Source organism: Clostridium sp. OF09-36 (assembly GCF_003481985.1).
In the GTDB taxonomy this organism is placed as follows: domain Bacteria; phylum Bacillota; class Clostridia; order Lachnospirales; family Lachnospiraceae; genus Brotaphodocola.
Window position 1 is genome coordinate 106,622 of sequence record NZ_QUMD01000001.1, and the last position, 16,171, is coordinate 122,792.

At 47.1% G+C, this 16,171-nt stretch carries 11 protein-coding genes, 2 pseudogenes and 1 riboswitch; of the genes and pseudogenes, 1 reads left to right on the forward strand and 12 read right to left on the reverse strand.

The features are described from left to right. Positions 1-76: 76 nt before the first annotated feature. The 12 genes and pseudogenes from DXA97_RS00495 to DXA97_RS00550 form a co-directional block, all read right to left on the reverse strand. Positions 77-745: a class II aldolase/adducin family protein gene (locus DXA97_RS00495; protein WP_118718186.1), complete on the reverse strand. Its 669-nt coding sequence runs from the start codon at positions 743-745 to the stop codon at positions 77-79. Positions 746-763: 18 nt separating this feature from the next. After that, positions 764-2,827, reverse strand: coding sequence for a BglG family transcription antiterminator (locus DXA97_RS00500; protein ID WP_118718187.1), 2,064 nt, complete (start codon positions 2,825-2,827; stop codon positions 764-766). A gap of 21 nt (positions 2,828-2,848) precedes the next feature. Continuing rightward, complete coding sequence (locus DXA97_RS00505; protein ID WP_118718188.1) at positions 2,849-4,213, reverse strand: PTS transporter subunit IIC; 1,365 nt, start codon at positions 4,211-4,213, stop codon at positions 2,849-2,851. Positions 4,214-4,225: 12 nt separating this feature from the next. Further along, positions 4,226-4,501 (reverse strand): PTS sugar transporter subunit IIB, encoded by a 276-nt coding sequence (locus DXA97_RS00510; RefSeq protein WP_118541558.1) that lies wholly within the window; start codon positions 4,499-4,501, stop codon positions 4,226-4,228. After that, on the reverse strand, positions 4,501-4,983 hold the full coding sequence (locus DXA97_RS00515; RefSeq protein WP_118718189.1) for a PTS sugar transporter subunit IIA: 483 nt from the start codon (positions 4,981-4,983) through the stop codon (positions 4,501-4,503). The genes DXA97_RS00510 and DXA97_RS00515 overlap by 1 nt, the downstream gene beginning before the upstream one ends. A 264-nt stretch (positions 4,984-5,247) precedes the next feature. Beyond that, positions 5,248-6,564: an aminotransferase class I/II-fold pyridoxal phosphate-dependent enzyme gene (locus tag DXA97_RS00520; RefSeq protein WP_118718190.1), complete on the reverse strand. Its 1,317-nt coding sequence runs from the start codon at positions 6,562-6,564 to the stop codon at positions 5,248-5,250. 195 nt (positions 6,565-6,759) lie between these two features. After that, positions 6,760-8,196, reverse strand: coding sequence for an Asp-tRNA(Asn)/Glu-tRNA(Gln) amidotransferase subunit GatB (gatB, locus tag DXA97_RS00525; RefSeq protein ID WP_118718191.1), 1,437 nt, complete (start codon positions 8,194-8,196; stop codon positions 6,760-6,762). A 184-nt stretch (positions 8,197-8,380) separates the two neighbouring features. Beyond that, positions 8,381-9,819 (reverse strand): annotated as a pseudogene (gene gatA / locus DXA97_RS00530) (Asp-tRNA(Asn)/Glu-tRNA(Gln) amidotransferase subunit GatA); the annotation flags it as partial. A gap of 14 nt (positions 9,820-9,833) precedes the next feature. Next, entirely contained in the window at positions 9,834-10,127 is a 294-nt protein-coding gene (gene gatC / locus DXA97_RS00535; RefSeq protein WP_118541725.1) for an Asp-tRNA(Asn)/Glu-tRNA(Gln) amidotransferase subunit GatC, read from the reverse strand. 152 nt (positions 10,128-10,279) lie between these two features. After that, positions 10,280-11,611 (reverse strand): aspartate--tRNA(Asn) ligase, encoded by a 1,332-nt coding sequence (gene aspS, locus DXA97_RS00540; RefSeq protein WP_118718192.1) that lies wholly within the window; start codon positions 11,609-11,611, stop codon positions 10,280-10,282. Positions 11,612-12,125: 514 nt separating this feature from the next. Next, positions 12,126-12,713: a sigma-70 family RNA polymerase sigma factor gene (locus DXA97_RS00545; protein ID WP_118718193.1), complete on the reverse strand. Its 588-nt coding sequence runs from the start codon at positions 12,711-12,713 to the stop codon at positions 12,126-12,128. Between the two features lie 201 nt (positions 12,714-12,914). Next, positions 12,915-14,275, reverse strand: a pseudogene (locus DXA97_RS00550) (MATE family efflux transporter). A gap of 171 nt (positions 14,276-14,446) precedes the next feature. Beyond that, positions 14,447-14,539: riboswitch (glycine riboswitch) on the forward strand. 165 nt (positions 14,540-14,704) lie between these two features. Here DXA97_RS00550 and DXA97_RS00555 point away from each other — a divergent pair. Continuing rightward, the gene (locus tag DXA97_RS00555) at positions 14,705-16,120 is read left to right on the forward strand and encodes a sodium:alanine symporter family protein (protein ID WP_118718194.1); all 1,416 of its coding nucleotides are present in this window, start codon (positions 14,705-14,707) and stop codon (positions 16,118-16,120) included. Positions 16,121-16,171: the final 51 nt, after the last annotated feature.

The following is a 16,171-nucleotide window of genomic DNA, read 5'->3' on the forward strand; positions in this document are numbered from 1 at the left end:
TAGTACGGTAGATTTGCACTAAGAAATCAAAGGGGCTGTCACAGATTTTGTGGCAGCCCCTTTTCAATTCTCTCTGTTAAGCACTAATAACCTGACGCTTCTTTTTTGATTTTTCTTTTACAAACACCTTATAATCCTCTGTCATTGGTTTATAATCGAATCCCCCCGCTTTTAACAGCAGATACATCTCGCTGTTGCGTTCAATAATATCGGATGCAATTACTGCATCTTTCATGGAAATTCCTACTCCTAACGCTCCATGATTTGCCATCAGAAGCCCGGCATTAGTTCCAATTCCCTCCTTTACATATTCAGCCAGTTCTTTGGATCCAGGAAATGCAAACGGAACAATATTAATATCTCCACCCAGATATAAAGACTGTTCGGTATCAATTGCCGGCATGATATCCAGTTCCTTAATCAAACTAACCGTTGTTGCATATTTTGAATGGGTATGTACCAGGGCCCGAAGTTCCGGACGTGCCCGATATACCCCTAAATGCATGGAACACTCAATAGATGGCTGGTGTTTTCCTGAGACTATCTCTCCATTCAGATTTACCACAACCAGATCCTCTTCTGTCATCGTATCATATGGCAGACTTGTCGGTGTGATAACGACCAGATCTGTTCCATCCGCTCTGGCACTCAGATTTCCTACTGTTCCTAACAGATAACCTCTTTCCACCATCAGACGGCAGCCCCATAAGACTTCCTCTTTTGCTTTTTGTAATGCATCTGACATATCCACAATTCCTCCATCCTATATTTTCAGACTGCTTTCCCATTCAATCAGCTGTACCAGTTCCTCTGTGTTTTCAGCCATCCGGATCTTATTTAAGTTAACTTCATTTTCCAGAAGATGAATCAGCTGATACAACGCTGTTAAATGGATCGTTTTATCCGGAGTAGCCAAAACCATAATGATATCTGCGTCCATATATCCATCTATTGATATTCTCTCTGGCATTCGGTAAAGTGACATTGCGGGCCTGGCTACTCCGTCATCTACACCTGCATGCGCAACAATCACACCATCCGCCAGCATGATATATGGCTGATTTTCCTGAATCAGCCGGATCATCTTATTAATATAGCGCAGCTCAATGCTTCCGTTTTCCCATAAAACATTGGACGCATTTCGAATTGCCTCATCCCATGGATAAATCTCCGCCGCAAATTCTATATTTTCCGGCTTCAGCAGATCCCGCAGGCAAAGTCCTTCATTCCGCAATTCCGGATATGCTTTTCCGGAAAATGATGACAAATACTGGTGCAGGCTTTTTTCCAGTTTATCCCGTTCCTGAACGACTGCATAACGCTCTATCAAAGCCATAATCCCTTCTGTCGTTACATTTTCATAGCTGACTCCCTCCAGCTCCCGAAGTACTTTTTGACGAAAAATCTTTCCTGTGTACTCATTAAATGAAGGGGTTACCACAAACTGAATCTTGTCTGTGTTTAATCTTGTCGTTGTAAAAACAATCTGGAAATCTTTCTGATATTCTTCGAATCCACGGATGGAAAGGCAAGCTGTAAATTCAATTTCCGGAAACATTTCTTCCAATGTAATGTGTAAAAAATGCGACACTGTAATTCCATTGCTGCATACAACAACTGCTTTTTTTCTTGGCTGCATGGTTCCCAGAAGACCTTCCTTTCGCAGCCATGCTCCAATCAATGCGGTTATGTAAATCGTTTCACGATCCGGCATTGTTTCTCCAAGCAGCGTTTCCAATGGAAATACAGATAGCTTTACAATTTCGTGCAAGTACTGATATTTTGGAAGAATCATATCTGAGATATCAGGCTGCACATGATAATGATACCGGATCCGGTATACCGCCGGCTGTAAATGCTGTAACAATGCCTCCAAAAGACCTTCCTTATCAGAAATCTGTACACAACTGATCCGTTCAAAGCACTTGATTGCATCCTGTGCTGCTGCTTTCAGCTGTGCCTGATTTTCACCTGCTTCATTCCGGCTGGAATACTTGGAAATCTGGAGCTGTATTGTAAAAAAGATTTTTTCTTTTTCACTGTCAATTCCATGCTTTATGCAAAAAAAGGACATAACCATATATTCTTTGGTGCCGGTTACATGCCTGCAGGACTCCGGCAAGTTCTGCAGCAGGCATCCGTTCCGAATCTGCCGTAAAAGGAATGCCAGAATATATGGAAATTCTTTCATCCGTTCATCTGCATAACAGACAGACAGCTTCTCTTCTATTTCTTTTATATCTGATCTCAGCTGTTCCAGCTCTGTCTGTTTTATGTGGTAAACCACAGCGAGACGTTCCTCGCCTCCAGGAATATTCAAATTCTCCCTTAATGCCTGGATAATCAATCCACGCTTGTCATATTCCTCTCCATAAACCACATATCCACGCTTTCTGTCGTAATTCAGCTCCAGGCCATAAGATTTCATAATTTCCTGAACCCGTTTCAGATCACTCATCAACGTATTTTTACTGATTTTCAATTCATCTGTAAAATGATATGTAGACAATTCTTCTGTGTGACATAACAGACGTAAGGTCAGCCAGCTGTATCGTTCTTCATCTGAGAGAACATAGGTGTACTCGGCTGTTTTCGAATCTTCTGACTGATATTCCCTGATTACCGCAAGCGAAACCAGAAATCTCCCCGTTTTCAGCCATTTGATTTCCTCGAAACCATTCTTTTTCAGGTAATCGTTAATTTTTCCAAGGCTGTAGCTGATCTGTTTCCTGCTCAGCCCTAAGGACTGTTCCAGTTCTTTTCCTGAAACCGACGGATCATTCACGATCATCTTTAATATCTTAACTCCCCTTTGATCCAGGTACACCTTCAATCTCTCCTTTCAGAACTATTTTTCCCCTTCCTGGGCCAGATCTTCGGCTTCTTCCTTTCTCAGTGCCTTATAATAAGAAATAAAGCATACAAACCAAACCACTAAAATGATCAGCGGAATAAAATTGCCCTGCAGGAACTGGAACACGTGTGAAATAGAATATGTAAATACCGGTCCATTGATCAGGCTGTTACTGATCAGTTCTCCTGCATTGAGTGATACACTTCCGGTAACCGTTGCAAGCTCTGTCATAAACGGAGCAAATGCAGTTCCCACCCATAAAAAGATGGGACAGCTGATTGCCGCAAGAATAAACATCTGAATCAGATTTCCCTGTGTTACAAGAAATGCTGGAACTGCCAGGGATGAGCCCATCAGGCCGGCAAACGGAAGAATTCCGTTTCCAGGTAAAATCGCAGAAAACAACAGCATAAATGGAATGCTCCAGAGAATCGTAAGCCAGATTTCGTTGCATCCTCCCATAATCGGCCAGTCAAGACCAACGTTGAGCTCTTTTCCTTCGAATTTCTTATTCATAAATTCGCTCATTGCCTCAGAAATAGGTGATAATGCCTGCATAAAATACTTAGCTACTACCGGGAAAAGTGTCATGGCAGTCGCCGACTTTACACCCAGGATCAACACATCGGCAAAAGCATATCTTGCCACCGCACCAAATAAACATCCTAAAATAAATCCCAGCACATGATTCTCAGCAAAAATACCAAACTTGTTTCTCAGAGTTTCAGTATCGAACTTGCGATCCATACCCGGAATTTTCTTCAGCAGGCAGGCAATCGGATACATAACTGCGCAAAAGGTTAATGTTGTATGCGTACAGGTCACTCCCGGGATTCCTGTCAATTTTTCGATTCTATGCTGGTTGGCATCTGCCGATTTCAGTTCTACCACAACCTGCACTGCTGCCACCACAAATGCCAGAATAACACTCTTTGTAATGGATGCCACTGCAACTGCTGTGAAAATCTTCAGCCATACATTCCACAGATCCGCATTGATCGTGTTCGTTTTATTTAACAGGATCATTAACACATTGATTCCGATCAGCAACGGAAACATTAAAAATGCATACGGCCAGGACCAGGAAATGGTGGCCATAGTAGTCCATCCACCGTCAACAACCGGAAATGACATGCCCGTTGCTGACATAATTGCCTGTGCCGCCGGATTCAGTGAATCCTTCATGAAGCTGATAATCAGGTTCATTCCGGTAAAGGCTACGGCCAGCGTAATACCAGATGAAATCGCATCTTTAACTTTCATTCTCACGATCAATCCGGCAATGATCATAATAAACGGAACAAATACTGACGCTCCAAGGCCCAGAAAAAAGTTCACTATCTGAGTAAGTATCTCCATAATTTCCTCCTGCTATTTACAAAGTTCAATCAGTTTATTTAATTCATCTGCCTGTTTTACTCCGGTTAAAAATGCAATTCCATTAATTACCGGAACCGGATATTCCTTTGTCGTTTTTGTAATGGAAATATATGCCACACTGTCTCTTAATTCCGTATCCAGGGAACGAATGTTTACTGCTTTCACTGCTGCATCCACATGATTTTCTTTCAGAAGACGATTTACCTTACTTGCTACTGCCTGGGAAGTTGCTACTCCGCTCGCACATGCTACTACAATCTTTTTCATTATGAATCCTCCAATCCATCCATTGATATAATCAGTTTCCAATACTCCTCAACCGTGTTTGCATGGTCCAATTTTTCCATCAGCTCTACCTTTTGCAGGTTATTGACCAGAATCTGTAAAAGTTCTATATGGCTTTCTCCTGCATCTGCTTCCTGGAAACCAAGCATAAATGCAAATTTCACCTGATGGATAATCTCATTTGCTGCCATTTCTCTCCATGGAATAGGATGTTTTAACCGAACACATGCAACAAACGGCTTTACAATACATTTAGGATCTGTATGCGGAATTGCCACCGGATAAGGTTCAATCGGCAATGCCGTAGGATAATTTTTTTCCCGTTCCTTGATTGCTTCTAAAAAGCCTGAACGAATATATCCCGCTTTTTCCAATTTCTCTGCCAGGATAGAAAACACCTCATCTGTACTTTCTGCTTCCAGATCCAGTTGAACAAGTTCCTTATAAATAATGTCTCTATTCAATGTTCCAGCTCCTTATTCTCTATTTCAGAAACAGACTCTTGCGCGCTTACTGACCATTTCTTATACTTCCATTATACGTATGCCTCCTTTTTTTTTCAATGATACCTTGGGGCATTCTTTGCACATGGCTGTGCTCATTCCTGTGAATGACAATCCGTTTGCGCAACAGAGTTCTGTATTTCAGAAACAAAAAATCCATGCTGCTTACGTTCACACGCAAACAACATGGATTTTTTCTTTTCTATTTTGTTTTTTTAGAACACGTTATGCCTGCTCCGGTGCTTTCTGTGCCTCTGCCCGGTCTTTCAGGATCTTATCAATACTTACGATCTTCGTGCACAGCGCGAACAGATCCATTGCCAGGATCAGATCACTCAGCGGCGGATAGGACGGTGCGATTCGGATATTGGTATCATGCGGGTCTTTGCCGTACGGATAGGTTGCTCCGGCACCGGTCATAACCAGACCGGCTTTCTTACAGCGCGCTACAATAGCCTTTGCACAGCCGTCCAGGGAATCGAAGGCGATAAAGTAGCCTCCCTTTGGCTTGGTCCATGTTCCGATACCAAGACCGCCAAGCTCACGCTCCAGGGTATCAATGACTGCCTCAAACTTCGGACGCAGGATATCCGCATGCTTGCGCATATGCTCTACCATGCCATGGATATCACCAAAGTAACGGACATGACGCAGCTGGTTTACCTTATCATGGCTGATGGTCTGGAATTTCAACTGCTTCTCAATATCCTCCAGGTTGTTGCGGGAGGTTGCGATGGCTGCAATACCGGAACCCGGGAAACTGATTTTTGAGGTGGAAGCGAATTTGTAAACCATATCCGGGTTGCCGGCACGCTTACACTCTGCCAGGATCTCGATCAGGTGGTCCTGATCGTGATCGTATAAATGATGTACGCCATAAGCATTATCCCAGTAGATACGGAAATCCGGAGCGGCCGGTTTCAGTCTTGCAAAACGGCGGACGGTCTCATCGGAATAGCTGGTTCCGGTCGGATTGGAATACTTCGGCACGCACCAGATACCCTTAATGCTGTCATCCTCTGCCACAAGTCTTTCCACCATATCCATGTCCGGGCCATCCGGAGTCATCGGAACATTGATCATCTCAATGCCGAAATACTGGGTAATGGCAAAATGACGGTCATAACCCGGTACCGGGCAAAGGAACTTCACTTTATCTAATTTGCACCACGGAGTACATCCCATTACGCCGTGAGTCATGGATCGGGATACGGTATCGAACATAACATTCAGGCTGGAATTGCCGTAAATGATGATGTAATCCGGAGCTACCTCCATCATGTCTCCGATCAGCTCTTTGGCTTCCCTAATTCCGGTCAGTCCACCATAGTTACGGCAGTCGGTTCCGTCTTCACAGGTTAAGTCATCACTGCTGCTTAATACATCCATCATTCCCATGGAAAGATCCAGCTGCTCCACGCTCGGCTTACCTCTGGACATGTCCAGTCTTAAATCCTTTCCCTGAAACTCTTTGTACTGGGCAGAAAGCTGCTTTCTGAGCTCCTGCAGTTCCTCTGTGCTCATCTCTGCATATGGCTGCATCTTCTTTTTCCTCCTCATCAGCTGTGTACTCCCTTTCTTCACCCAGGCACTGACACCCGGTGTTCTTGGTTTGCATTCCATTCTACACGAAATATATCGGTATTACAATCGCATTTTTCACAAATTTAATAGAATATATATTCGATTTCTGTCTCTGATTTTCCTGCAAAGACATCTGAGTGAAAACTGTCTTTTTTACCGGGACATCCGTTCACGCACCAGCTGATTCACCACAGCCGGGTCTGCCTTGCCCTTCATGGCACGCATGGTCTGACCTACGATAAAGCCCATGGCTTTCTCTTTTCCTGCCTTGAAATCCGCAACAGACTGCGGGTTTTTCTCCAGAAGCTCCTCGATGGTCTTTGTCAGCGCATCGGTATCATTTACCACCTTTAAGCCGTGTTCCTCAACGTAACGTTCCGGATCCACATCTTCCTTAAACACAGCCTCGAACACATCCTTCGCAACCGTACGGTTAATAACGTTCTTCTCTATCAGGCTGATGAGCTTTGCCAGATTCTCCGGGGAGAAGGTCATGTCTTCCGGCTCCTGCTCCTGCTCTTTTAACAGGCGCATAGCCTCTGTCATCAGCCAGTTGGAAACCTCCTTTGGCTTGCCGCAGATCGCTACAGTCCGCTCAAATACATCAGCCAGATGCTTGGATCCGGTCAGGATTTCCGCATCGTACTGTGGCAGTCCGTACTCACTCTCATAGCGTGCCAGCTTCTCGGTGCGAAGCTCCGGCTGTGCTGCCTTTACCCGCTCGATCCACTCATCCGAAATCCATACCGGCACCAGATCCGGATCCGGAAAGTAACGGTAATCCTGCGCATCTTCCTTGGAACGCATTGCATGGGAGGATTCCTTGTTGTCATCCCAGCGGCGCGTTTCCTGGATCACCTTTTTGCCCTCCTCGATCAGCTCGATCTGACGGGTACGCTCGCCCTCGATTGCACGGGCAATGGCCTTGAAGGAGTTTAAGTTTTTCATCTCAGTTCTGGTACCGAACTCCGGTGCGCCCACTTCGCGGACAGAGAGGTTGACATCCGCACGCATGGAGCCCTCCTGCAGCTTACAGTCGGAAGCGCCAAGGTACTGGATGATCAGGCGAAGTTTTTCCAGATAGGCAATGACCTCGTCAGCGCTGCGCATATCCGGCTCGGACACGATCTCAATTAACGGAACACCGCTTCGGTTGTAATCAACCAGAGAGCAGTCCTCCCACTCATCATGGACCAGCTTTCCGGCATCCTCCTCCATGTGGATTTCGTGGATACCGATCTTTTTCTTACCTGCAGCGGTATCGATCTCGACCCAGCCGTCATGGCAGATTGGCAGATACAGCTGGGAGATCTGATAGTTCTGCGGGTTATCCGGGTAGAAATAGTTCTTCCGGTCGAATTTGCAGTACTGGTTGATGCCGCAGTTCGTAGCCAGTCCGACTGCCAGTGCGTACTCTACAACCTGCTTGTTTAAAACCGGAAGGGAACCCGGCATACCGGTGCAGACCGGGCAGGTATGGGTGTTTGGCGCACCGCCGAATGCGGTGGAACAGCCGCAGAAAATTTTGGTTTTGGTCGCCAGTTCTACGTGAACCTCCAGGCCAATGACGGTCTCATACTGTTTGCTCATGTTACTGCGCCTCCTTTTCTACTGCTTTTGCTTCTGCCTGTTTTGATACGGCCGGCTCTCTGTCCTGCTTCGCTTCTGCCTCTTTCGCCATGACTGGCTCTCCATCCAGCTTCGCTTCTGCCGCTTTCGCCATGACTGGCTCTCCATCCAGCTTCGCTTCTGCCGCTTTTGCCAGTTCCGGTGTTTCGTAGCTTCTGCTGCATTCATACGCATAACCGGCGCGGATGATGTTCTTTTCCTTGAAGCAGTCTCCAATCAGCTGCAGACCGATCGGCAGTCCCTTGGAATCTTTTCCGCAGGGAATGGTCATGCCCGGAAGTCCTGCCAGGTTTACGGAAATGGTATAGATATCACCTAGATACATCTGAAGCGGATCACTTAAGGACTCGCCTAACTTCGGCGCGGTGGTCGGTGCCGCCGGTCCTAAAATGACATCGTATTTTTCAAAGGCCTGATCGAAGGCTTTCTTAATGAGCGCCTTGGTGCGGAGTGCCTTTAAATAGTAAGCATCGTAATAGCCGCTGCTTAAAACGAAGGAACCAAGCATGATACGGCGTTTTACCTCCGGGCCAAAGCCCTCGGAACGGCTCTTTTTGTACATGTTGTGAAGACCCTCGTATTCCTTTGCACGGTGTCCGTATTTTACACCATCGAAACGGGATAAATTGGAGCTTGCTTCTGCGGAAGCGATGACATAGTAAGCCGGAATGGCGTATTCCACCAGGCTTAAGTCAAACTCTTCGACAATAGCGCCCTTCTCTTCCAGAACCTTTGCTGCCTTTAAGATGGCATCCTTCACTTCCGGATCCAGGCCCTCGCCAAAGTAATCACGCGGGATGCCGATGCGCATGCCCTTTACATCGTCCACCAGGGCAGAGGTAAAATCGCAGTCCTCTCGTTTCATGGAAGTGCTGTCCTTCTTATCATAGGAAGAAATTGCTTCCAGGATCGTAGCACAGTCCGTCACATCCTTTGCGACCGGTCCGATCTGGTCCAGGGAAGAACCATAGGCAATCAGGCCATAACGGGAAACGGTTCCGTAGGTTGGCTTGATGCCGGTGACACCGCAGAAAGAACTCGGCTGGCGGATGGAACCGCCGGTATCGGAGCCCAATGCGAAGAAGCACTCATTTGCTGCCACTGCCGCACAGGAACCACCGGAGGAACCGCCCGGCACATGTTCCGGGTTCCACGGGTTTTTCGTCTCGCCGTAAGCAGAAGTCTCGGTGGTGCTTCCCATGGCAAACTCATCCATGTTTGTCTTACCAAGAATGATAGCACCTGCTGCCTCCAGGTTTTTTACTGCCTCGGCCGTGTAAGTCGGCTTGAAGTTATCCAGAATTTTGGAACTGCAGGTTGTCAGCAGGCCCTCTGTACACATATTATCCTTAATAGCAATCGGAACACCGGCAAGCGGGCCGGTCAATGTTCCGTCTTCAATCTGCTTCTGCACTTCTCCGGCACGCTTTAACGCACCTTCCTCATCTACGGTCACATAACAATTTAATACCGGCTCCAGTGCCTGATCTGCACAAGGGCTGCCTTTGTGGCTTCCACTGCCGTAATCTCGCCGGATTTGATCTTTTTTCCAAGCTCTACCGCTGTTAAATCTAAGATACTCACGTCGTTTCCTCCCTTTATTCTACCGTCTTCGGAACCTTAAACGCTCCATCCTTCTGCTCCGGCGCATTCAGCAGGATCTTATCCCGCTCATCTCCATTGGTTACCACATCTTCCCGGAACACATTTGTCACCGGAAATACATGCGACATCGGCTCGACTCCGGTCGTATCCAGTTCGTTTAACTTGTCAATATAGTCTAACATCCGGCCCATATCCTGTTTTGCAGCCTCTTTTTCTTCGTCCGAGAGTTCCAGTTTTGCCAGAATTCCTACATATTCGATGGTTTCATCGCTGATGATATTTGCCATATTTTCAATCCTTTCCTGCCGGTTTCCAGGTTGCACCGGCACCCTGTCTGTTTCTCCAACTGCCATGGTATTTTTCGTTTGCACCGGCACTGTCACAGAAACTTCCATTTTTATCGCCTTGCCACTGCGTTTTTCAAAACTGATTACGCTGATTACGGTTCCAGTCTGGTCACGTCACGCGGGAACAATGAAGTCTCACGTACATTCTGCTCGTCTAACAGGCGCATGGTCAAACGCTCTAAGCCGATGCCAAGACCACCGTGCGGCGGCATGCCATATTTGAAGATCATCAGGTAATCCTTGATGTCTTCCGGGTCCATTCCGCGCTTCGCCATCTTCTCCAGGATCATCTGGTAATCGTGGATACGCTGACCTCCGGTGGTGATTTCCAGACCCTTATACAGCAGGTCAAAACTTAAGGTGAAACGCTCATCTGCCGGGTCATCCATGGCGTAAAACGGACGTTTTTTCGATGGATAATGGGTGACAAACACGAAATCGCTGTCGTACTCTTCCTTGAAATAACGGCCGATCAGCACTTCCTCCTCTGGCTCTAAGTCGAATGGGTTGCGGATCTTCCGGTTATATTTTTCCGATACCAGCTGCTTTGCCTCATCGAAACGGACCTGCGGGATCTGGGTGATGGATGGAAGATCGATGTCAAGCATGTCCAGCTCTTTCTTATAATCTTTCTTTAACAGCTCCATGGTATATTTTAAGAATCCGGTCTCCATCGCCATGACATCTTCAAAGCTGTCGATATAGCCCATCTCAAAATCCAGTCCGATATATTCGTTTAAATGACGGGTGGTGTTGTGCTTCTCGGCACGGAACACCGGAGCCACCTCAAATACACGGTCAAACACGCCGACCATCATCTGTTTGTAGAACTGCGGACTCTGTCCAAGCTCTGCTTTTTTGTTGAAGTAGTTTAATTTAAAGACGTTTGCGCCGCCCTCTGCGCCGCGGGATACGATCTTCGGGGTATGCACTTCGGTGAATCCCTGACTGGACAAAAACTCACGGAAAGCGCGTACAATGCCTTCCTGAACTTTGAATTTTGCACGTTCGCGGACATTTCTTAAGGATACCGGACGAAGACTTAAACGTGTCTCTAAGGAGGTATTCATCTTCCATTTGTTGATGGCGATCGGCATAACCTCGGACGGCTGGGACAATACCCGGATACCGGTAAGACGGAGTTCAAATCCCTGCGGGGCACGCTCCTCCAAAGTAACCACACCGGTCACTTCCACAGCGGATTCTTCCTTCAGTTCTTTTAGATCGAAGTCGGTTTTTCGTTCCTCATACACACACTGCACCAGACCTTCTGCCTTGCGCAAAATAACAAATGCAAACTCACCCATATCACGGATGTTGTGGACTGCACCGTTCATTTTTACGACCTTTCCGACATAATCTCCGCTTAAGATTTCGCTGATTCCGATGGTTTCCTTTTCCTTTACACCTGTTAAAAATTCCATGCTGTTCTCTCCTTACCTGAATGTGGTGGTTCTGTATTCCGGAAGGAATTTTGGGAAACTATCAGGAAATACACGTTGGTGAATTTCTGATATGTAACACAAAAAATCCCGTCGCGGAATACTGTTACATATTCCGGGACGGGACACTATGATTTTGTTATGTTCCGCGGTACCACCCGCATTGAGACCTGACTTTCTTTCCCCTTTGAACGAAAGCGGCTCCACTCTTTTAAGACACGTAACGTGTGTCCTACGGATACCCCTACGCACATGACTGGCAACTTGAACCGTTTAACAGTCTATGTCTTTCGAAATACCGGCTCCGGAGTGTTCCCTGTGAGCCAGAGTCCAACCTGACGGCGCTCTCAGTCGGTGACGCCCTCTTCCTGTCGAAGTCCTGCTGGCAAGAGTCTCCTTCACTGCCATTTGTTTGGTTTTCTTTCAGAAGTGTTCCTCTGAAAATTGACATCATAATAACACAAGTTTTTTTGCTTGGCAAGTCCAAAATTTTAATTTATGAACCAATTGGCAGCGTTTTTATTCGTTTTTCCACAAATTCATCAAAAACATGCTGTTTCAGGCAGATTTTCCATATCTTTTTTCGAAGTCTGACCACCCGCATAGCAATGGCGCTTTCCCTCACACGGTCTATTCTTGCCACCTCCCGGTAAGGAAGCTCCTGCAAAAAGACAAGCCGGATCAGTTCCATTTCCTTGCTGCTAAAAAGACATAGGACACCAGGTGCACAGCTTTCCAGATTCAGCTTTTCGATGACTGCATTTTCCATGCTGCATGCACTGGTCTCCTCTCTAAGCTCGCTTCTTTCTGTCCGTTCCAGCTCTTCTAACTGCTCCCGCTTTCGTTTTTCCTGCCGTATGGTATCGATCAGCCGGTTGACCAGACACGTTTTAAAATATTGTTTCGCCTGTTTTTCTGTCAGATTTTCGAAGATTTCCAGATGTTTTTCATTCGCGATAATGGCTACAACTGCATCATGAATGATGTCTTCCGCATGGTACGGCAGCCCGGTATTTTTCAATTTCCGATATAAAAACCAATAGTAAAACTGCTTGTGTTTCTCATAAAATGTTCCAAGATCCATAAGTAAGTATCCCCTCTGGCTCTATGCCATTTTCTGTTGGAAACACTATAGCACGCAATATTTTTTGTAACTACAAAGGTGGCACATTCCGCCGCGTTTTTGACGAAATATGCCACCTTGTTACTGTTTTTTGGCTCAAATGCAGCGATGCATCGCACCATTTCGCTTCCGTTCCTGCCTCTGTTGCAGATAGGAATTTTCCTACACAAGCGTACTCAAAGCCTTCTTAAACTGCCGTCTGAATAAGAGTATCGTAAACGATACTGCCAGGAAATCTGCAACCGGTTCTGCCGTATAAACCGCCATAGTCTGGTTGCCTGCCAGCACATGCGGGAGGATATAGATCAGCGGAAGCAGCAAGATAAACTTTCTGGTTACTGCCACAACGATTGATTCCTTTGCAAAGCCAATGGAGGTAAATGTCATCTGGCAGGCGATCTGAATGCCAAACATAAAGATGCAGCCCATGTAGATGCGGAGTGCGCGGGACGTAAATGCAAGAAGCTCTGCATCCGCAGTAAACATCCCTGCAAAGGCCTGCGGAACCAGCTCCACAAACAGCCAGATCAGGACCGAATAGGTCAGGCTTACCTTTAACAGAAGCTTAAACGCGCCCTTTACACGCTCTGCATTCCGTGCGCCGTAATTGTAGCTGATGATCGGCTGGGCACCCTGACCAAGTCCCTGCAGCGGAAGCATCGCAAACTGCATGGCACTGGTTAAAATGGTCATGGCGCCGACTGCAATATCACCGCCGTATTTTAACAGAGAGGAGTTAAAGCAGACTGAAATCACACTCTCACTGGACTGCATAACGAAGGTCGCTGCACCCAGAGCCACACATGGCAGAATGATGGATGGATTCAGTCCCATTGTACTAAAACGAATCTTTAAGCGTGTCTTTTTTCCGGTTAAAAACGCCAGAACCCAGACCGTGGAAACCGCCTGGGAAATGACTGTTGCAAGTGCCGCTCCACGGACTCCCATATGCATTCCAAAGATAAATACCGGATCCAGGACAATGTTTGTAACTGCACCGATAAGTACGGAAAGCATGCCGGTTTTTGCAAAGCCCTGGGCTGTGATAAACATATTCATACCGAGTGTCAGCTGCACAAAAATCGTTCCCAGGGAATACAGATTCATATAGCTGACTGCATACCCTATCGTGTTCTCGCTGGCACCGAAAGCCAGAAGCAGGTTCCGGTTAAATAAAAACAGAATCGCTGTCAGGATCACGGAAATTACCACCTGAAGCGTAAAACAGTTCCCTAAAATTTTCTCTGCCTGATCATAATCCTGCTTTCCCATGTGGATGGAAGCACGCGGGGCACCTCCGCTTCCCACCAGGCCGCAAATGCCGAAACGATCATAATGAGTGGCATGCAGACTCCGACTCCGGTCAAGGCCAGTGCGCCGGATTCCGGAATGTGACCGATGTAAATACGATCTACAATATTATACAGCATGTTGATCAGCTGTGCCGTAATGGTCGGAATAGCCAGAGATCGGAGCAGTTTTCCGATGGGCTCTGTCCCCAAAAAATCTTTTTCGTTGTTCATACGTTTTCCTCTTTCATGTAAGGGCCTAAATGCCCTAGAACTTCTATTATACACATTTCTTATAAGTATATGCAAGCAGTACTTTATAAAATTGTATTTTTTCAAAGACTTTTCCTGTTTTTTGAAAATACACTTGCATTTCTAAAGCAAATCGTCTATGCTTCTTTGCAAGAAGCAAACTCTGGAGAGTCTCATGTATGGAGCGCCGAAGGTGTACAGCACGAAACGTGCCAATCTCTCAGGCAAAAGGACAGAGCACATGATGCAGCAATGCATCCGTCTTTCCACACTCTTTAGAGGGAGTTTTTCACCTGCAGTCACGCAGTTGGAATACTTCCTTTTTTGTTTACCAAAAACTGGTTTTCTTCCGGTTTTCTTCCCCCAGAGCTTCTATCAAACAAAACCCCTAAGGGAGAAAGAGTGAGTATTATGTTAACTAATGTAAGTAAGTTTCTGAACTGGCTGGATGGCTTTGTATGGGGCGTCCCCCTGATCGTTCTGATTCTGGCAACCGGAATCTTTTTGACGGTCCGCCTGCGCGGCATCCAGTTCCACAAGCTGGGCATGGCCTGTAAGTACATGTTCCAGAATGAAGGCGAAGGCCACGGTGAGGTCAGCAGCTTTGCAGCCCTCTGTACCGCCTTGTCCGCAACCATCGGTACCGGCAACATCGTCGGCGTCGCAACCGCCCTCGTTGCAGGCGGCGCAGGTGCCCTGTTCTGGATGTGGATCGCAGCCTTATTCGGCATGGCAACCAAATATTCCGAGGGCGTTCTCGCCATCAAATACCGTGTTGTCGATGAAAGCGGGCATGTACTCGGCGGACCGTTCTACTATATTGAAAACGGAATGGGCCAAAACTGGCGCTGGCTTGGTAAGATTTTCGCATTCTTTGGTGCCGGTGTCGGCCTTCTCGGAATCGGTACCTTCACCCAGGTAAACGGCATCACTGCCGCTGCCGGAGACTTTTTCGATAAAAATAATGTGCACGTGATCAATCTCTTCGGGCACGATTACAGCATCGCCGTTATCGCAACCGGCATCATTTTAACCATCTGCGTGGCTCTGGTCGTGCTTGGCGGCATTCAGCGTATCGCAAGTGTTTCTTCTATTGTAGTACCGTTTATGGCAGTTTTCTACATTGCATCCTGCGTCGTTATTCTGGTTCTGAATGCTTCCCGCATTCCGGCTGCATTTGCCGAGATCATCCAGAGTGCGTTTGGACTTCGGGCCGCTGCCGGCGGTGCACTTGGCGCGATTCTTGTTGCCATGCAAAAGGGGATCGCCCGCGGTATCTTCTCCAATGAAGCCGGACTCGGAAGCGCTCCGATCGCTGCAGCTGCAGCACAGACCAAAGAACCGGCCCGCCAGGGTCTGGTTACCATGACCGGAACCTTTATCGATACCATTATCGTGTGTACCATGACTGGTCTTTGCATCGTCCTGACCGGTTCCCATACCGTCGGACTGGAAGGTGTTGCCGTAACCACACGCGCATTCCAGCAGGGACTTCCGGTCCCGCCGCAGTTTTCCGCATTTCTCCTGATGATGTGCCTGATCTTCTTCGCATTCACCACCATCATCGGTTGGAACTACTACGGAGAACGCTGCCTGGAGTACCTCTCAAACGGAAGCAAAAACGCCGTCATGGCATACCGTTTCCTGTATATCCTGGCTATTTTTATCGGACCGTTCATGACCGTAGAAGCCGTGTGGACCATCGCCGATATCTTCAATGCGCTGATGGCACTGCCGAACCTGATCGCACTGCTGGCACTCAGCGGTGTTGTTGTCGCTGAGACACGCGACTACTGGATACGGATACTCGGAGACAAAATCAAATAACAATATCGCACAGTAACGAACGAGGGCCGAAAGGTTTCGTCCCCGCCATTC